Source organism: Micromonospora sediminimaris (assembly GCF_016863575.1).
Taxonomy (GTDB): domain Bacteria; phylum Actinomycetota; class Actinomycetes; order Mycobacteriales; family Micromonosporaceae; genus Micromonospora; species Micromonospora sediminimaris.
Map to the genome: position 1 here is coordinate 284,704 of NZ_BOPD01000008.1, position 18,102 is coordinate 302,805.

The 18,102-nt window shown below is 73.0% G+C and carries 16 protein-coding genes and 1 tRNA gene; 9 read left to right on the forward strand and 8 right to left on the reverse strand.

The genetic code is table 11. From position 1 onward, the window contains the following. Positions 1-137 precede the first annotated feature (137 nt). Positions 138-923 carry a DeoR/GlpR family DNA-binding transcription regulator gene (locus Vse01_RS06910; RefSeq protein WP_093403331.1) on the reverse strand — a complete coding sequence of 262 codons (786 nt, stop codon included), beginning with the start codon at positions 921-923 and terminating at the stop codon, positions 138-140. A gap of 196 nt (positions 924-1,119) precedes the next feature. On the opposite strand from Vse01_RS06910, the gene Vse01_RS06915 reads away from it, so the two are divergent. From Vse01_RS06915 to nagA, 3 genes are read left to right on the forward strand one after another with little or no spacing between them, the layout of a single operon-like run. Further along, the gene (locus Vse01_RS06915) at positions 1,120-2,049 is read left to right on the forward strand and encodes an SIS domain-containing protein (RefSeq protein ID WP_093403330.1); all 930 of its coding nucleotides are present in this window, start codon (positions 1,120-1,122) and stop codon (positions 2,047-2,049) included. Positions 2,050-2,090: 41 nt separating this feature from the next. Next, positions 2,091-3,047, forward strand: a complete 957-nt coding sequence (locus tag Vse01_RS06920) for an ROK family protein (RefSeq protein ID WP_232511202.1) — start codon at positions 2,091-2,093, stop codon at positions 3,045-3,047. Continuing rightward, entirely contained in the window at positions 3,044-4,153 is a 1,110-nt protein-coding gene (nagA, locus tag Vse01_RS06925; RefSeq protein ID WP_093403327.1) for an N-acetylglucosamine-6-phosphate deacetylase, read from the forward strand. The genes Vse01_RS06920 and nagA overlap by 4 nt, the downstream gene beginning before the upstream one ends. Before the next feature lie 17 nt (positions 4,154-4,170). Here the strand turns inward: nagA and Vse01_RS06930 are convergent, their stop codons facing one another. Continuing rightward, on the reverse strand, positions 4,171-5,379 hold the full coding sequence (locus tag Vse01_RS06930; protein ID WP_093403325.1) for a DUF4032 domain-containing protein: 1,209 nt from the start codon (positions 5,377-5,379) through the stop codon (positions 4,171-4,173). A 103-nt stretch (positions 5,380-5,482) separates the two neighbouring features. Between Vse01_RS06930 and Vse01_RS06935 the strand changes: the two genes are divergently transcribed. Beyond that, positions 5,483-6,244, forward strand: coding sequence for a phosphatase PAP2 family protein (locus tag Vse01_RS06935; RefSeq protein WP_093403687.1), 762 nt, complete (start codon positions 5,483-5,485; stop codon positions 6,242-6,244). 9 nt (positions 6,245-6,253) lie between these two features. Then, positions 6,254-7,486 (forward strand): APC family permease, encoded by a 1,233-nt coding sequence (locus Vse01_RS06940; RefSeq protein WP_093403324.1) that lies wholly within the window; start codon positions 6,254-6,256, stop codon positions 7,484-7,486. A 224-nt stretch (positions 7,487-7,710) separates the two neighbouring features. Here the strand turns inward: Vse01_RS06940 and Vse01_RS06945 are convergent, their stop codons facing one another. Both Vse01_RS06945 and Vse01_RS06950 read right to left on the reverse strand, forming a co-directional pair. Further along, on the reverse strand, positions 7,711-8,184 hold the full coding sequence (locus tag Vse01_RS06945; protein WP_170863393.1) for a hypothetical protein: 474 nt from the start codon (positions 8,182-8,184) through the stop codon (positions 7,711-7,713). Positions 8,185-8,217: 33 nt separating this feature from the next. Beyond that, positions 8,218-10,008, reverse strand: coding sequence for a potassium channel family protein (locus Vse01_RS06950; protein ID WP_093403321.1), 1,791 nt, complete (start codon positions 10,006-10,008; stop codon positions 8,218-8,220). Between the two features lie 91 nt (positions 10,009-10,099). Here Vse01_RS06950 and Vse01_RS06955 point away from each other — a divergent pair, with 91 nt between their 5' ends. Together Vse01_RS06955 and Vse01_RS06960 are read left to right on the forward strand one after the other, a co-directional pair. Continuing rightward, positions 10,100-10,582, forward strand: coding sequence for an MSMEG_6728 family protein (locus Vse01_RS06955; protein WP_093403319.1), 483 nt, complete (start codon positions 10,100-10,102; stop codon positions 10,580-10,582). A 41-nt stretch (positions 10,583-10,623) separates the two neighbouring features. Beyond that, positions 10,624-12,150 carry a hydroxysqualene dehydroxylase gene (locus Vse01_RS06960; protein WP_093403318.1) on the forward strand — a complete coding sequence of 509 codons (1,527 nt, stop codon included), beginning with the start codon at positions 10,624-10,626 and terminating at the stop codon, positions 12,148-12,150. Between the two features lie 23 nt (positions 12,151-12,173). On the opposite strand, the gene Vse01_RS06965 is transcribed toward Vse01_RS06960, so the two are convergent. Beyond that, positions 12,174-12,941: an enoyl-CoA hydratase/isomerase family protein gene (locus tag Vse01_RS06965; RefSeq protein ID WP_093403316.1), complete on the reverse strand. Its 768-nt coding sequence runs from the start codon at positions 12,939-12,941 to the stop codon at positions 12,174-12,176. Positions 12,942-13,147: 206 nt separating this feature from the next. Here Vse01_RS06965 and Vse01_RS06970 point away from each other — a divergent pair, with 206 nt between their 5' ends. Both Vse01_RS06970 and Vse01_RS06975 read left to right on the forward strand, forming a co-directional pair. Next, entirely contained in the window at positions 13,148-14,251 is a 1,104-nt protein-coding gene (locus tag Vse01_RS06970; protein WP_093403685.1) for a glycosyltransferase family 2 protein, read from the forward strand. Next, positions 14,238-15,353 (forward strand): glycosyltransferase, encoded by a 1,116-nt coding sequence (locus Vse01_RS06975; RefSeq protein ID WP_093403315.1) that lies wholly within the window; start codon positions 14,238-14,240, stop codon positions 15,351-15,353. Before Vse01_RS06970 ends, Vse01_RS06975 begins: the two co-directional genes overlap by 14 nt. Here the strand turns inward: Vse01_RS06975 and Vse01_RS06980 are convergent. From Vse01_RS06980 to Vse01_RS06990, 3 genes are all read right to left on the reverse strand, one after another. Beyond that, complete coding sequence (locus Vse01_RS06980; protein WP_093403313.1) at positions 15,326-17,008, reverse strand: NACHT domain-containing protein; 1,683 nt, start codon at positions 17,006-17,008, stop codon at positions 15,326-15,328. The genes Vse01_RS06975 and Vse01_RS06980 overlap by 28 nt on opposite strands. After that, the gene (locus Vse01_RS06985; RefSeq protein ID WP_093403312.1) at positions 17,005-17,850 is read right to left on the reverse strand and encodes a hypothetical protein; all 846 of its coding nucleotides are present in this window, start codon (positions 17,848-17,850) and stop codon (positions 17,005-17,007) included. The genes Vse01_RS06980 and Vse01_RS06985 overlap by 4 nt, the downstream gene beginning before the upstream one ends. Positions 17,851-17,975: 125 nt before the next feature. After that, positions 17,976-18,052, reverse strand: a tRNA-Thr gene (locus Vse01_RS06990). Positions 18,053-18,102 lie beyond the last annotated feature (50 nt).

The window sequence follows — 18,102 nt, forward strand, 5'->3', positions numbered from 1 at the left end:
GTGTGTGGGCGACGACGACACCATACGCGGTATGCAGCCGCAGGCAATACCCGGTATGCAGCGCCACGCCGAACGGAAGATTTCAATACCGTGAGCGTCGACGAAGCGACGCCAGGTCAGCCTCGGGGCCGGAGCGCTCAGGCGCAGATGACGTGGACCCCGGCGGCACGGAAGGCGTCTACCACCTCGGGCGCGGCTCCGGAATCGGTGACCAGCGTCTCGACCCGGTCGACCGGGCAGATCCGAGCGAAGGCATGACCGCCCAGCTTGGACGAGTCCGCGATGATCACGACCCGCTTGGCCCGCGCCACCATGAGGTTGTTCATCGCCGCCTCACCCTCGTGATGAGCCGCCGCACCGAGCAGCGGATCGATGGCGTCCACCCCGAGCAGCGCCACGTCCAGCGTGACCTCGCGTAGCAGCGCCCCGCCCAGTGGCCCGACCAGCTCGAAGGACTTGGGCCGCACCACGCCGCCGGCCACCACCACCTTCATCCGGGACCGGACTAGCAACTCGTTGGCGATGTTCAGGGCGTTGGTGACCACGGTCAGCTGGGCACCCTCGGCGTTGGTGTTGAGATCCGGGCGCACCGCCAGCGCCCGAGCCACCTCGGTGCTGGTGGTGCCACCGTTGAGGCCGACCACCGTGCCCGGCGAGACGAGCGCGGCCGCCGCCGCGCCGATGCGCTGCTTCTCCGCCGAGTGCTTGGCCGTCTTGTAGCGCAGCGGCAGGTCGTACGAGACCCCGTTGGCGACCGCTCCACCCCGGGTACGCGTGATCATCTGCTGCTGCGCGAGTTGGTCGAAATCCCGGCGGATGGTCGCCTGGGAGACGTCGAGCCGTTCCGCAGCCTCTTCCACGGTGACCCGGCCCGAGTCGGTGAGCATTTCGAGCAGGGCGTTCCATCTCGCGTAGCGGTCCACCCCGGGCCTCCCGTGTCTGCACGATCGGTGATTGGTTTCGTGCACAGTAGTGCTCGAAACTACGAAGAGGCAAAAACCATCTCTGCGCGATCGCTCCCGTGGTTGCCATTTCGGGGATGCTTCACGCAGAATGGCGCGCGAAAGACGGGATTAACGAGCCGTAATGCGCAAGGCTCCGCCCCTGCGAGGAGTTCTCATGGCGTACGTCCACGCGGAGATCGCGAGCCAGCCGGACTGCTGGCGTCAGGCGAGCGACCTGGCCCCGGCGATGCTCGACCGCCTCCCCCGCCCCGGTGAGCGGGTCGCCGTCGTCGGCTGCGGTACGTCGTGGTTCATGGCCATGGCGTACGCGGCCCGCCGCGAGGCAGCCGGCCAGGGCGAGACCGACGCCTTCCAGGCCAGCGAGTTTCCCGCTGGCCGCCACTACGACCGGCTGTTGGCGATCACCCGCTCCGGCACCACAACGGAGGTGCTGGAGCTGCTCGCCGCGCTGCGCGGCCGGACACCGACCACGGTGCTGGTCGGCGATCCCGGGTCTCCGGTGGTGGAGATCGCAGACGCCGCCGTCACCCTGCCGTTCGCCGACGAACGCTCCGTGGTGCAGACCCGCTTCGCCACCACCGCGCTGGCGCTGCTCCGCGCCAACCTCGGCGACAACATGACCGCACTGGTCGCCGACGCGGAGGTCGCCGTCCGGGCCCCACTGCCGATCGACCCGAGCCTGATCGAGCAGGTCACCTTCCTCGGTCGCGGCTGGACGATCGGCCTGGCCCAGGAGGCCGCGCTGAAGTGCCGCGAGGCGGCCACCTTCTGGGCCGAGGCGTACCCCGCGATGGACTACCGGCACGGCCCCATCTCGGTGGCCGCTCCCGGCCGGCTGGTCTGGGCCTTCGGCGAGTTGCCCGACGGGCTGCCCGAGGACGTCGCGGCCACCGGCGCATCCTTCGCACACAGCCGCACCCACGGCTACCGCACGGTGCTCGGTCGGTGGGCCGCCGGGCGTACCCCGGTCGACCCGATGGCCGACCTGATCCTGGCCCAGCGCTTCGCCGTCGCGCTGGCCACCAGTCGCGGCCTCGACCCCGACGCGCCCCGGCACCTGAGCCGGTCCGTGGTTCTCACGTGACCGGAGAGGTTGCCGTCGCGCTGGACGTGGGTGGCACCGGAATGAAATGCGCGCTTGTCGACACGGACGGTGTGGTGCGGCACGCCGAACGGCACCCCACCGACACCGGGCGCGGCCCCGACGCCGTGGTCGAGACGATTTTGACGGTGGCCGAGGGACTCGCCGGCAAGGCCCGCGCGGACGGGCTCACCCCGATCGCGCTCGGCATCGTGGTGCCCGGCGTCGTGGACGAGGCGCGCGGCGTCGCGGTCTGGTCGGCGAACGTCGGCTTCCGGGACGTACCCCTGCGCGACCTGGCGTCCGCGCGACTCGGCCTGCCCACGGCGCTCGGCCACGACGTGCGCGCCGGTGGCCTCGCCGAGGCGCGGTTGGGTGCCGGCCGAGCCACCGGGCATGTGCTGTTCGTGGCGATCGGCACCGGCATCGCCGCCGCGCACGTGGTGGCCGGCTCGGCCGCCACCGGGGCGCACGGTGCCGCGGGGGAACTCGGTCACATCCTGATCCGCCCGGACGGGCCGGTCTGCGGTTGCGGACGGTCGGGCTGCCTGGAGGCGCTCGCCTCCGCCTCGGCCGTCGCCCGCCGCTACGCCGAACTGACCACCGCCGTCACGGACGCCGAACCGGCTGCGGGTGTAACCACCGCACCGGACGGTGGGTCCGCCGCCGGACCGGGCCCGGGGCGGACCATGGTGACCGCCGCCCAGGTGGCTGCCCGGGCGGCGGCCGGCGAGGAAGTGGCCACCCGGGTCTGGCGGGAGGCGGTCGAGGCACTTGCCGACGGCCTCGCCACCGCCCAGGCCCTGTTCGACGTGGCGACCATCGTCCTCGGTGGCGGCCTGGCCCAGGCCGGCGCCGGGCTGTTCGACCCGCTGCGTGCCGCGCTGCGGGACCGGCTGACCTTCCACCGGGAGCCGCAACTGGTCCCGGCCGTCCTCGGCGACGAGGCAGGCTGCCTCGGCGCCGCCCTACTCGCCCTCGACCAGTTGGAGACGCCATGACCGTACGGGTGAACGGCAAGGTGGTGACCCCCGGCGGGGTGATCTGGCAGGGCTGCGTCGAGGTCAGAGGCGACCGGATCAGTGCGGTCGCCGAGTACCCGTCGGTGCGCGACGGGCACTGGATCGTGCCCGGGTTCGTGGACATCCACAGCCATGGCGGCGGCGGGCACACCTTCACCACCGGCGACGCCGACCAGGCCCGGGCCGCCGCCGCGTTCCACCTGCGGCACGGCACCACCAGCCTGCTGGCCAGCCTGGTCAGCTCCCCGCTCGAGCTGATGCGCTCGGCCACCGCCGCCTTCGCGCCGCTGGTCCGCGACGGGGTGCTGGGCGGCATCCACTTCGAGGGGCCCTACCTCTCCGCCGCCCGGTGCGGCGCGCAGAATCCGGAGTTCCTGCGGGATCCCTCCGCCGACGAGCTGACCGAGCTCATCAAGATCGGTGACGGCGCGGTCCGGATGGTCACCCTCGCTCCCGAGCGTGCGGGCGCGCTGGAGGCCGTGGAACTGCTCACTCGACACGGGGTGGTCGCCGCTGTCGGCCACACCGACGGCACGTACGACCAGACCCGCGCTGCCGTGGCGGCGGGCGCGACCGTCGGCACCCACCTGTTCAACGGGATGCGCCCGGTGCACCACCGCGACCCCGGCCCCGTGGTGGCGCTGCTCGGCGCGCCGAACGTGATCTGCGAGCTGGTCGCCGACGGGGTGCACCTGCACGAAGGGACGCTCACCTTCGCCACCTCGACCGCCGGACCGGAACGGTGCGCGCTGGTCACCGACGCGATGGCCGCCGCCGGCATGCCGGACGGCGAGTACGAGCTGGGCGGCCAGGCGGTGACGGTGAGCGACGGGGTGGCCCGGCTCTCCCGCGACGGGGCGATCGCGGGGAGCACGCTGACCATGGACGCGGCGCTGCGCCGTACGGTCGCCGCCGGGGTCTCGGTCCCCGACGCGGTACGCATGGCGTCCACCACGCCGGCCCTGGCCGTCGGCCTCGGCGACGAGGTGGGCACCCTCCAGACCGGGCTCCGCGCCGACCTGGTGGTGCTCGACGACGACCTGGAGATCGTCCGGGTGATGCGGGCCGGTGCCTGGGTGGAGTGAACCCGGCAGCCGCCAGGTCAGCCCGCGGAGATCTCCACGCCGAGAACGGCCTGCTCGTCCGGGCGGTGCACCAGCACGTCCGACAGGAACGACTGCACCGCGTGGCGCATCCCCACGTCCCGACCGGCCTGCTCGGAGAGCAGCCACTTGTGCTCGATGATCTGGGCGAACAGCTCCTGCGGCTCCAGCTTGCGCCGCAGGTGCGCCGGTACCGCCCGGACCACCGGCTCGAACACCTCGGTCAGCCAACGGTGCGCGGCCTGCTGCTCGTCGGTCAGGTCGCTCTCCGCCCGGTACGCGTCCAGGTCGTTGAGCAGCTTGCGGGCCTGGTTCTCCTCCGCGTCCAGCCCGGTGAGGCGGAGCAGCCGGCGATGGTGGTACCCGGCGTCGACCACCTTCGGCCGAATCAGGTACCGGCCGTTGTCGATGCTCGACATGGCCACCTCCGCCACATCGAAGCCCAGCTCGTTGAGCCGGCGGATGCGCCCCTCGATGTCGTGCCGGGCCGCGCGCTCGACCTGCTGCTCGTAGGTGATCTCGTGCCAGAGTCGCTCGTAGCGCTGCACCACCTCCTCGCAGACCACCTCGGGGTCGATCGAGTCGTGCAGCAGCCCGGCCGCTTGAAGGTCGAGCGCCTCGCCGAAGATGTTGACCCGGGCGATCTCCAGGTCCTCGCCACGCTGGCCGTTGGAGAGCACGCTGCGCAGCGCGCCGGTCTCGGCGTCGACCAGATAGGCGGCGAAGGCACCAGCGTCCCGCCGGAACAGCGTGTTCGACAGCGAGCAGTCACCCCAGAAGAAGCCGGTCAGATGCATCCGGACCAGCAGCGCGGCGAGCGCGTCGAGCAGCCGCCCCATCGTCGGTGGCCGCAGCGTGTGGGAGAAGAGCGCCCGGTACGGCAGGGAGAACTGGAGATGACGGGTGATCAGTACCGGGTCCAGCGGCTCACCGGCGTCGGACTCCCGGTCGGCGACGATCGCCACCGCCTTCACCGACGGGAAGTCGATCCGTTCCAGGGCACGCAGCAGGTCGTACTCCCGCTCGGCCACCCGCTCGCCGGTCTCCTTCACCGCGTAGACGTGCCCGCCCAACTGCACGAACCGCACCACGTGCCGGGAGATGCCCTGCGGCAGCGCGACCAGGTGTTCGGCCGGCCACTGCTCCAGCGGTGTCGACCAGGGAAGGTCGAGCAGCGCCGGGTCGACGAGGGCCGAGGTGATCCGCACGGCGTCAAGTTTGACGTTTCCTCCGCCGGAACGCCTCCCTACGTGGCTCGGCCCACAGTCGCCGTCCGCCGGAGGCACCGCGCGGGCCGGTAGCGTGATCGGGGTGCGGGAGACGACATCGGTACGCCGGAGAATCCGCCCGGCACCGGTACGCCCAGCCGGCTGGTGGTTCGACGCCGTGCTGCTGGCCGGGTTCGTGGCGCTGACCGCCGCGCTCGCCAACGGTCACCTGCTCGATCTCGACCTCGCGGTCAGCGAGTGGGCCTTCACCCACGACCCGGCCCCGCTGTACTGGACCGCCAGGGCGTTCAACCTGCTCGGACAGGGCGGCGGTCTGCTGCTGCCGCTCTCCGGCGCACTGGCGGTGGCGGTGGCCTGGCGTCGCCGGACGATCCGGCCGTTCCTGCTGGTCGCGGGTGCCCTCCTGATCACCATGGTGACCATAGGTCCGCTCAAGCTCTGGACCGACCGGGCGGCGCCCACCGCCTCGGTCAAGGAGCCGTTCCTGGCGCCGGAGGAGGCTGTGCAGGTCTTCAACCACCTGCCGGCCGGTGCCTACTCGATGTCGTACCCGTCGGGGCACGTGGCCAACGCGATCGTCTGGTACGGCGTCATCGCCCTGCTGCTGGTGTCGCTGACCGTCGGTCGGCTGCCGGCCGGCCTGTACCGGCTGGTGCGGTATGCGCCGCCGGGGATCCTGCTGGTCACCACCACCTACCTCAACTTCCACTGGCTCACCGACGGGCTGGCCGCCCTGCTGCTGGGGTTGCTGCTGGACCGGCTGCTGCACCGGGTGCCCTGGGACGACCTGCCGCTGCCCGGGCACCTTCGGCAGTGGGACGGGCCGTTCGCCCGGCACCGGTAGGGTGCCGGCGTGGACCGACTCGCGCGACGGCTGGGCGTACCGGACGCCGTCGTCATCGGCCTCGGATCGATGCTCGGCGCAGGCATCTTCGTGGTCTTCGCCCCGGCCGCTGCGGCGGCCGGCGGCACCGGACTGCTTGTCGCTCTGGCCCTGGCCGGGTTCATCGCGTTCTGCAACGCGACAAGTTCCGCCCGGCTGGCCGCCCGCTATCCCGAGTCCGGCGGCACCTACGTCTACGGTCGGGAGCGGCTGAACCCGTTCGCCGGGTTCCTCGCCGGCTGGGGTTTCGTGATCGGCAAGACGGCCAGTTGCGCGGCGATGGCGCTGACCATCGGCGCGTACCTCTGGCCGGGGCAGGCCCGGCTCGTCGCGGTGCTGGCGGTTGTCGCGGTGACCGCGGTGAACCTGCGCGGCATCGGCAAGACCGCCGCCACCACCCGGATCCTGGTGCTCCTGGTGCTCGCCGTGCTCGCGCTCGTCGCGGTGGTCGGCGCGACGAGCGTCTCGATCGACCGGATCGACCAGCCCGGCGGCACCGCCCGGGGGGTGCTGACCGCCGCCGGGCTGCTCTTCTTCGCCTTCGCCGGGTACGCCCGGATCGCCACCCTCGGCGAGGAGGTACGCGACCCGCAGCGCACCATTCCCCGGGCGGTGCCGTTGGCACTCGGGTTGGTGCTGGTGATCTACCTGATCCTGGGGGTGGTGGCCGTCGGCGTCCTCGGCGCGGACCGGCTGGCCGCCTCCGCCGCGCCCCTCGCCGACGTGGTGGGCGCGGTCGGGCTGCCCGGCCTGGAGTGGGTGGTCCGGGCCGGCGCGACGATCGCGGTGACCGGGGTGCTGCTCTCCCTGCTGGCCGGGGTGGGTCGCACCACGCTGGCGATGGCCCGCCAGCGGGACCTGCCCGCCGGGCTGGCCGCGGTGCACCCCCGGCACCAGGTGCCGCACCGGGCCGAGCTGGCGGTGGCCGCGGTGGTGATCCTGGTCGTCGTGCTCGGTGACGTGCGGGGGGCGATCGGCTTCTCCGCCTGCACCGTGCTGGTCTACTACGCCATCACCAACGCCGCCGCGTTTACCCTGGGGCGGGAACCGGAGCGGAAGCTGCCGGTGCAGGCACTCGCGGTGGCGGGGCTGGTCGGCTGCGTACTGCTCGCGGTCAACCTGCCACTGTCCAGCGTGCTCGCCGGTTTCGGCGTGCTCGCCCTCGGCGCCGCCTGGTACGCCCTCCGGTCAGCCCGCCGCTGACCAGGTCACTCCGTCTCCCGGGGATGACCGGTGCCGACGTAGGTCAACCACACGGTGCGGCGCTCATCGTCGACGAGGTACCAGGGTTTCGAAGGCACGCCGCAGATGTCCCGGTGCCTGTCGAGCGAGGTGTTCCCAGCCGTCGGCGGCTGCCGAATCAGCGAAGCGCAGATCGAACTCACCCGCCAGAGCAGGCGGTGCGGCGCGGTCGCCTCGCTTCGGGCTCACCGGTCCGAACCTGGAGCGGGCACCGGCCCGAGGTCACCCGTCGGTTCCCGGGTCACCCGCTCCAGCAGGACGGGGTCCGCGTAGATCTCGGCGGTGTGCCGCCACTGCGTCAGCAGGACGGCGACCGGCGACAGATTTTCCAACGATGCCGCGCCCTGGGCGACCGTGACCAGTTCCCTCAGCAGTTCCGTGACGTCCTCCGGCGGCAGGAAGGCAACCCACGGCAATGCCTCGCCGAGCACCCGGCGGACGACCTCGGTCGACTCCGACCGGACAAGACCGGCCAGCAACCGCGCGGTGAAGTCGATGACCACGGCGTCCCGTTCCATCTGGTCGGCGGACGTCAGGGCCAGATCATCGGCGCCGCGCCGCCGCAGCCGCAGCGCCCGCACCTCACCAAGTCGCTCTGCGGCGGCGGCGGGACGGTGCAGGAACTCGCTGAACGGAAGCTCTTCGTAGACTGCGGACACGACTTCCACACTACCGTGGAAGTCGGCTGGGCGTCACTCCGTCGCTTCGCGCGGTACCGGTGTGCCGGAAGGCGCTGCCGGCTCCGGAGGGGCGACCTCGCGGAGCAACGCGTTCAGACCGGCCCGGCGGGCCACCACGGTCAGCCGGTCGCCCGCCACGATCACCATGCGCGGGTCGGGTGACCAGTCGAGGCGCTGGCCGGCCCGGGCGTGTGCGAGCAGGCGTACGCTGCCGGCCCGCCCGACGGTGGCGAGCGTACGACCGTCCAGGTCCGAGCCGGCGGCCACCGGGACCTCGGTGACCAGCAACGCGTGCCGGCCAACCGGGATGGTGGCGATCACCGCGCGGTCCAGCAGGGCGGCGGCGAACGACGGTGCCGCCAGGTAGGAGACGCTGCGCGAGGTGCCGATGCCGAAGGCCCGTTGCACGCGTTCGGCGAAGTCACCGTCGAAGAGCCGCAGCACCACGCGGAGCTGGTCGTCGAGGGCACGGGCATTCAGCGCGGCCCGGAGGTTGGCGCCGTCGTCGGTGGAGACCACCACCAGCGCCTGGCAGGTCGCCACCGAGGCGGCCCGCAACGTCTCCTCCTGCGCCGCGTCACCCACCACCAGCGGTACGCCGAGCCGCCGGGCCAGCCCGGCACCGCGCGCGTCCGCGCTCTTGTCGATCGCCACCACCTCGACGCCGAAGTCGTTGAGCTGGGCCATCACCCGGGTGCCGATGTTGCCGAGCCCGACCACCACCACGTGCCCGGAGCGCTCGGGCAGGATCCGCCCGGTGTGCAGGGCCAGCCGGGCGTTCACCACCCCGTCGACCACCACCGCCGTGATCAGCGGGATCAGCGCCAGCCCGGCGAGATTGAGCACCACCTGCATGACCTGCTCGGCGGCCGACTTGGCAGTGTCCGGATCCTGCCCGGTCAGGGTGGTGACCAGCGTCAGGTAGAGCGCGTCGCCCCAGCCGACGTGGGCCGCGTTGGCGTACAGCCCGCCCAGGGCGGCCACCATGGCGAGCAGCACGAGCACCGCGATCCCGATCTTCCGGGTGGCGAAGCTGCGGATCGCCCGGAGCACCATCGCGACCGGCCGACGCCGCCGCCGGGCCCGGGCCAGCCGCCGCGCGGCAAGTTCGGTGCCGGCCGGCCGACCGACCGCCTCGGCGAGTACCACGTCGGCTTCCCGGTCGTCGGCCGGCAGCACCAGATCCTGCTGCGCGTCACGGGTGTCGGCCACCCCGCAGACGATCTCGCTCGGGCGTACGTCGTCGCGGCGGGCCACGTAGAGGGTGCGCCTGCCGTGCCGGAAATGCGTCGGCGCGATCTCGCCGAGGGCGGCGGCCACGAAGGCCGGCGCGGCCATCGAGGCGTCCGAGAGCACCGCCGAGTCGGGAAAGATCTGCCGTACGCCGTTGGCCAGGCCGGTGTTGAACATCCGCACCACCAGGCGCAGCCGGGGCTCCACCTCCTGCGCGCAGAGCGCGGCGTGCATGTTGCCCACGTCGTCCTGGTGCAGCAGGGCCAGGCCGGCGGCCTCGGCCAGCCCCGCCCGGCGGAAGGTGACCTCGTCCAGCCGGTCGGCCCGGATCACCTCGATGCCCGGCAGGTCACGGCCGTCCGGCCCGGGAGAACGCCGACGCTCCGGCACGATCAGGGTGATCCGCACCCGGCCGTCCTGTGTCTCGCCGGCCAGCATCGTCCGCACCACCCAGTACGCGAGCGGATCCTGCCCGCAGATCACGTAGTGTGCCCGGGACTCCCCGTTGACCCGCAACCGGCGGCTGGCCCGCAGGGCCCGATCGAGCAGCGGCTCCGCCATGCCCCGCATGGTAGTCAGCCGGTCGCAGCCCGCGCAGCCCGTCATGATCGTGGCGGCCGTGACGCGGCATGTCCCGGCTGACGGCGGGTAGGGCAGCGGCATGCAGACCTTCCTGCCGTACCCGGACTTTCTGGCCAGCGCCCGGGCGCTGGACCAGCGACGGCTCGGCAAGCAGCGGGTGGAGGCGATCCAGGTGCTACGTGGGCTGACCTGGCCCACGTACGGCTGGCGCAACCACCCGGCGGTGAAGATGTGGGCCGGGTACGAGGAGGCGCTGACCCGGTACGGGCTGGACATCTGCTCGGTCTGGTGCGCGGCCGGCCGGGCCGACACCTGCGCCACCACGTTGACCGTCGACCTGGCCGCGGCCTGCGGCGTCGAGCAGGTCCGCTCCCAGCAGGAACTCGCCGTCGCCGGAGAGCTGCCGCCGTGGCTCGGCCGGACCGACGTGCATTTGAGCCACCGTTCGTCGCTGCTGCGCAAGGATCCGGCGCACTACCGCCCCATCTTCGGCGACGACGTCCCCGACGACCTGGACTACGTCTGGCCGACCTCCGACCGCCCCCGCCACTGTCCGGGGTGAGCGGCAGCGCACACTGGGCAGGGTCGACCGGGGAGGTTCGCATGACGCTGTCGCAGCTGGCCGGACGGTTCATCGGCGTACGTCGGCACCGGGTCGACCCCGGCGGAGGTGGCACCCCCCGGGTGCCGCATCCGGTCACCGCCGTGGTCGTCGGCGGCGGCATCGCCGGCATGTCCGCCGCGGTGGTGCTCGCCGAACGCGGCGTCGAGGTGACCGTGCTGGAGGCCGCGCCCACCCTGGGCGGCCGGCTCGGCGCCTGGCCGGAGACCCTCTCCGACGGGACCGGGCAGGTCAACGAACACGGCTTCCACGCCTTCTTCCGGCAGTACTACAACTGGCGGAACATCCTGCGCCGGGTCGACCCGGCGCTGCGATTCCTGCGGGCCGTCCCCGGCTATCCGGTGCTCAGCGCCGAGTGGCCGACCGAGGAATTCGGACGTCTGCCCCCCGCGCCACCGGCGAACCTGCTCACTCTGCTCGCCCGCAGCCCCAGCCTGCGCCTGCGGGACCTGCGTGGGATGGACCGGGACGCGGCCCTGCCCCTGCTGACGTACGACCCGGTACGCACCTACGCCGAGTTCGACCACACCACCGCCGACGAGCTGCTCGACTCGTTGCGCCTGCCCGACCGGGCGAGAGCGATGCTCTTCGAGGTCTTCTCCCACTCGTTCTTCAATCACGAAGCGGAGATGTCGGCCGCCGAGATGATCGCCCAGTTTCACTTCTACCTGCTCGGCAACCCGGAAGGGCTGGCCTTCGACTGCCCCGACGAGGACTACGCCACGTCGATCTGGGGGCCGTTGGCCCGGCACGTCGAGCGGCACGGCGGCCGGATCCGCACCGACGAGCCGGTCACCGGTCTGCACCGCGATCCCGACGGCTGGCAGGTGCACAGCACGCACGGCACGCACCGGGCCGGGCACGTCGTGATCGCCGTCGACCCGCCCGCACTCGCCGCCCTGGTCGCGGGCTCGCCGTCGCTGGCCGAGCAGGCCCCGGCGCTGGCGGCGGCGATGCCCGCGTACGGCCGGCCCGGCCCGCCGTACGCGGTCGCCCGCTACTGGTGCGACGGCGACGTCGCCCCCGAGCGGGCAATCTTCAGCGGGGTGTCCCGACAGGCCACCCTGGACTCGGTGACGCTCTACCACCGGCTGGAACGAGAATCCCGCGAGTGGGCCGAACGCGCCGGCGGCTCGGTGATCGAGCTGCACGCGTACGCCTGCGAACCGGACGTGCCCGCCACCGACCTGGCCGAACGGATGCGGGCCGAACTGGCCGTGCTCTGGCCGGAGACGACGCGGCTACGGGTACGGGAACTGCGTGCCCGGGTCGAGGCCAAGGCGCCGGCTTTCACCCCGGGCAGCCACGCGGGACGCCCGGGGGTTCGCACCGACGCCGCCGGTCTCTACCTGGCCGGCGACGGCATCGGCACCGACTTCCCCAGCGCCCTGATGGAACGGGCGGCGGCCACCGGCATCCTCGCGGCGAACCACATCCTGCGCGCCGAGGGCGGTGCCGCCGAGCCGATCCACTCGGTCCGGCCGCGTGGTCTGCTCGCCCGAGGCTGACCTCCAGGTCCGGCCGGGCCGGCTCAGGGTGCGGCGGGCGGCGTCCAACCGAATCGCGGCGCGCGGCGCTCATGGAAGGCCGCCACACCCTCCCGGGCTTCGCCGCTGACCCGCACCTGCCCGTGCCACCAGGCCATCCGCTCCTCGTCCGCCCGTCCGTCCACGATCTCCTTGGCGGCGGCGACGCTGAGCTGCGAACGCTCGGCGATCACGCCGGTGAGGCCGTCGACCCGGGCGGCCAGGTCGGCATCGGGCAGCACCTCGTCGACCAGGCCGATCCGCAGCGCCCGCTCGGCGGCCACCAACTCGCCCGTGAAGAGCAGGTGCTTCGCCGCCGCCGGGCCGATCAGTCGGGCCAGCCGGTGGGTGGTGGGTGCCGGGTAGACCAGCCCCAGCCGGGCCGGCGGTACGCCGAAACGTGCGTCGGCCGCGGCTATCCGCAGGTCGCAGGCGACCGCCAGCTGGCAGCCGCCACCGACGCAGGCGCCGCGGACGGCGGCCACGGTCGGCTTGGCGAAGGTGGCCAGCCGTTCCTCCGCCGCGACGGCGATGCTGCCGTCACCGGCGGCCAGCAGCTCGTCCAGATCACCCAGATCAGCGCCGGCGCAGAAGGTGCCGTCGGCACCGGTGAGCACCACGACGCGTACCGCCGGGTCGGACTCCAGACCGTCGAGCAGCACCGGCAGCCGCCGCCACATGGCCGGGGTCATCGCGTTGCGCCGCCCCGGGTTGCGGATCACCACCGTGGCCACCGCACCCGTGACCTCGACCACCAGGTCCGCGTCCACCACCGCCCACCGTCCCTCCGCCGCACCACGCCGTACGCCACCTGCGGCGACCTTAGCGACGTCCGCTCCGCGCCGGGCCGGGTGGGCCGATCCGGTCGACGACCGCCGCTGTACGCCTGAACGCCGCCCGGCATTCACCCCGGGGCCGCTCACGACCCCTAACGTCACCGTTCGCGCACGTCGTAGCCGACACGAGTGAGCAGGTGGTCATGCCATCCACACCCGAGGTCAGCGTGGTCATCCCCACCTTCGCCCGCCCGGAGCTGGTGAGCCGCGCGGTCCGCAGCGCCCTCGCGCAGACCGTCACCGACATCGAGGTGATCGTCGTGGTCGACGGTCCGGACGAGGAGACCGGTAAGGCCCTCGCCGAGATCGGCGACCCTCGGCTGCGCGTGGTCGAGCTGCCGGGCAAGGGTGGCGCACCCAACGCCCGCAACACCGGCGTACGCGAGGCCCGTGCCCCCTGGACCGCCCTGCTCGATGACGACGACGAGTGGCTTCCCAGCAAGCTCGCCGCACAGCTGGAGCTGGCCCGCAGCGCCACGGTGGGCAGCCCGATCATCGCCAGCCGACTGATCAACAAGACGCCCCGGGCCCAGTTCGTGATGCCCCGGCGGCTCCCGGAGCCGGGCGAGCCGATCTGCGAGTACCTCACCCTTCGGCGCGGGCTGTTCCACGGCGACGGATTCATCCAGACCTCGACCATCATGGCGCCGACCGAACTGCTGCGCCGGGTGCCGTTCACCGTCGGCCTACGCCGGCAGCAGGAACTGGACTGGACCGTACGCGCGACCAGTCATCCGGACGTCGAGCTGCTCATCGCCGCCGAGCCGCTGGTGCTCTGGCACCAGGACGAGGACCGGCCACGGATCAGCCTCAGCTCGCCGTGGGAGGCCCAGCTGGAGTGGCTGCACGGGATCCGGCCACTGATCACGCCGCGGGCGTACGCGGCCATCACGATGAGCATCATCAGCTCGATGGCCGCACCCACGCGCAGCTTCCGGGTGTTCCGGCTGCTGCTCGCCGAGGCACGCCGGCACGGGCGGCCCGGTCTCGTCGACTACCTGACGTTCATGCAGATCTGGCTGCTCCCGCCGCAGCTGCGGCACCGGGTACGTGACCGGATCCTCGGCCGTCACCAGCGCGGCGGCCCGGCCTCGACCGGGGAGCCCGCGAGCACGGGGCCCGGCGTCGATGCCGGCGTACGAGCGCCGGATGGCGCGGGGGTCGGCGCGGCGGGGATCGCCGGCACGTCGACGGGGACGGCCGGCACCGCCGGGGCGGCGGGGGTCGGGGCCGATGTCCGGCGATAGGGTCGCCGTGATCTGGCGCAGCTGCCTGCTACCCGGCTCGGAGACGTTCATCCGCAACCAGGCCGACGCGCTGTCCACCTGGCGTCCGGTCTACCTGGGCGCCGTCCGGGTGGCCTCACCGCTGTCCCGGGACAGCGACGTGGTGCTGTGCCCGGCCACGCCGCGTGGCCGCCGCGAATGGCTGCGGTTGCGGCTGACCGGCGGCTCACCCCGGCTGCGTCGGCTGCTGGCCCGGCTACGCCCCGGGTTGGTACACGCGCACTTCGGTGGGGACGGCTGGTTGGTCAGCCGTACCGCCGAACAGCTGGGCATTCCGTTGGTCGTCACCCTGCACGGTCTCGACGTCACCCGGCAGGCGGCGGCACCCGGGCCGAGGGGCGCTCGGCATCGGCGGAACCTGCGGTCCATGTTCAGCCGGGCCGCGCTGGTCCTGGCCGTATCCGGGGCGATCCGGGACCGGGCGGTGGCGTTGGGAGCGGATCCGGCGAAGATCCGCGTCCACCACACCGGGGTACCGGTGCCACCGGAGCCGGCGGCCGGGCCGAAGCGGTGGGACGTCGTGTTCGTGGGGCGGTTCGTCGAGAAGAAGGGGGTCGAGGATCTCGTCGAGGCGCTGGGCATGCTGTCCGAACTGCGCCCCCGCGCGCTGCTCGTCGGCACCGGGCCGCTGCATGAGCGGGTACGCGTCCGCGCCGCCCAGTTGGGCGTGGACGCCACGTTTCCCGGCGCGCTGCCGCCGCCCGAGGTGATGCGGCACATCGCCGAGGCCCGGCTGCTCGCCGCGCCGTCGCGTACCGCGTCGGACGGCGACACCGAGGGACTGCCCACCACGATCCTGGAGGCGTTCAGTCTCGGCGTGCCGGTCGTCGCGACCTACCACAGTGGCATTCCGGAGGCGGTCACCCACGAGTCGAACGGCATGCTCTGTGCGGAAGGCGACCGGCCGGCCCTCGCCGCCAACCTCCGCCGCCTGCTCACCGACGCTCCGCTGCGCGACCACCTCGGCAAGGCCGCCCGCCACCGCGCCGAGACCGACTTCGACCTGCACCAGCAGACCCGCCGCCTCGAATCCCTCTACGACTCCCTCCTCCCCTCACCCTGACCCCCGCACCCCTCGGTGGGACCGTCAGTCGTGGGGCGGAGGCGGCGGACGGCGGAACGGGCGGTACGGCGGGCGGTACGGGCACCGGCCAGCAGGAGGCGGCCGGCCCGTGCGGTGGGGGTGCCGTGCAGCAGTGAGACGATCCGGCGCAGCCGTTTCAACTCGTCGTCCCGCTCGGTCAACGTCCGCTCGTACCAGTCCTGGAGCGCGCGCGCCTCGGACAGCTCACGGGCCAGCCGGTCCCGGTCCGACAGCAGTTCCCGCCACCCGCCGGCAGCCGCACCCGCCACGTGGTCGGCCGACGTCCCCGGCTCCCGACCGGACATCGTGGTCAGCATGGCCGCCAGCTCACCGGCCGGCCAGAGGTCGGCGAGCCCGGCGTCGATCAGCCGGGACGCCAGCCGGCGCAGCGCCAGCATCGGCTCGGTGGGCTCGGCCAGACCGTGCCAGGTGCCGGCCGGGGTGACGACGACGGCGTCCGCCGGCATCCCCGCCTCCGCACCGGACTGCCAGGTGGTGAGCAGTGCCCGCACCGCCGGCAGGTCCCGCCGCAACGTCGCGGCCACCACCAGATCCTCGACGGTACGTCCCGACGGAACGGCCTCGCCGTCGGCGAACCGCCACCCGCCCACCGGATCCCGGCCCACCTCCCGGAGCCGACCGTCCCGCACCAGCAGTGCCGCAGCCGGCACCGCCCCGGTCCGGTCGGCCCCAGGGTGGGTGCCCGCGGCGGGCTGGTCCGCCAGGATCAGCGGATCCGGCAGGCGCTCGCCGAGCAGCACCCAGGCCGGCGCGAGCTCGACGGCGATCCCGTTCCGGACGGCGGATCCGGCCAGCCGAGCCGGGTCGGCCAGCAGCGGTGTGGCCGGCACCGAGCCATCACGTCCGGTGTCGGGGCCACGCGTCCCACCCTCGCCGTCGCCGAGGACGGCCCGGTCGCCGGAGACGGCCTGATTGCCGAAAACGGCCCGGTCGCCGAGGACGGCCTGGAGGAACCCGGTCAGGTCCGGGTCGGCCAGCAGTTCCGTGTTGACCAGAGCGGCCGGCGCGACGGGGGACGGAAAGACCGCCCAAGCGTCGCCGATCCGCAGCCCCGACGCCGTCAGCCGGGCCCGCAGCCGTGCGGGGCCGGCCGGGCGGGTGTCGTCGTACTCGCCGAGTGCCGCCCAGTCGGAGTCGGCGCTCGGCGGCGAGGTCAGCAACCGGTGCAGCCCGAGTGGGTTCTCGGCTCCGAGCAGCAGCCGGCCGCCGGGCCGCAGCACCGACACCAGCAGGTCGAAGGTCTCGCCCCAGGACAGCTGCGCCCCCTCCACCGAGCCGAGGCGGTCCAGCCCGTCCAGGGCGACCACGGTCTCGTACGGGGGTGTGCCGGCGAGCTTCTCCGGGCCACCGCAGCACACCCGTACCCCGGAGCGGTCGGCGTAACGGTCGGCCAGCGCCTCGGCGTCGGGCAGCCCCCGCACCAGCACGGTCAGGTCGGCCGAGGGCAGCGCGTCGAGCAGGCGGGGATCGTGTGGCCCCACCACAAGCGTGCGGCCGGACGCGACGGACAACAGGGCCGCCAGCCCCGGCCCGCGTACCGGTCCCGGGCCGTGCGCGCCGTCGAGATCCGACCAGCCGAGCATCTCGCCACCGAGCAGGTGCACCTCGCTCATCGACCATCCTCCGTACGGTGCCGCTCGGCGGGCTCGGGCCAGCGGAACAGCCGGCGCAGCTCGGCCGGTGGCAGCAGCCGGTCGGCACCCAGCTCGGCGACGGCCAGCGCACGGGCGCCGTCCGGGTCGATCTGCGGGCCGTGCAGGCTCGCCCACTGGCGACGAATCCGCGGCTGGCCACCCCAGATCGGCGCCTCGCCGGCCAGCTGCATCGGATCGCCGTAGACCGCCGGTTCACAGCCGGTCAGGATGCCGTAGAAGACCGCGCTGCACAGCCGGTTCGAGGCGACCCGGCGGTGCCGGCGCAGCTCGGCCAGTTGCCGGTGGAGGAAACCCGGGTCGAGGTCACGCCACCGGCCGCCCCGGTAGCCGTGGCAGACCACCCGGAAGCCGGCCCGCTCGTAGTGCTGGCGTACCCGGGTGGATCGGTACTCCTGCCAGTAGAGACAGACCGTCACCGGCCCCGGTTCGACGGCCCGGATCTCGTCGACCAGCCGGTCGTGGTCACCGACGACCCGCTGCCCCTCCCAACCGTGGAAGGGGTACCAGATGGTGCCCTCCCGCCGTTGCGGGTCGTCCGCTTCCATCGCCAACAGGTACGCCCACGGGGAACCGACCACGTACGTCTGTCGGCGGCCGAGGGACCAGGCCCGCCGCCGGGTCCGCTCCGACCACAGGAACAGCGGTACGCCCGGCACGAACTCGTGGTCGTACGCCATGCCGTCGCCGATGTTCCAGCCGTGCTGGAGGTAGCCCTGGATGCGGGGCGGATCCCGGTCGTCCAGCCCGCAGTACCGGGCCAGCACGTGGGAGTGCCCGTAGTAGTGGTTGGCATGGTGCACGGTGGCGGGCGCCCCTGGTCGTGGTGACGGGTCACGGCGTGACGGGTGGAGGCGGAGCCTAACCGGCCCGTCTGAACACCCGGCCACGCCGAGATGTCCGCCCGGTGTGCCATGCGCGATATAGATGGAGCCCCCGGCCGGGATCGAACCGGCGACATCCCGCTTACAAGGCGGGTGCTCTGGCCAGCTGAGCTACAGGGGCGTTGTGTCGTGGCCAGCATAGCGACCGACGTCCGGTTTTCCTGCTCGGCA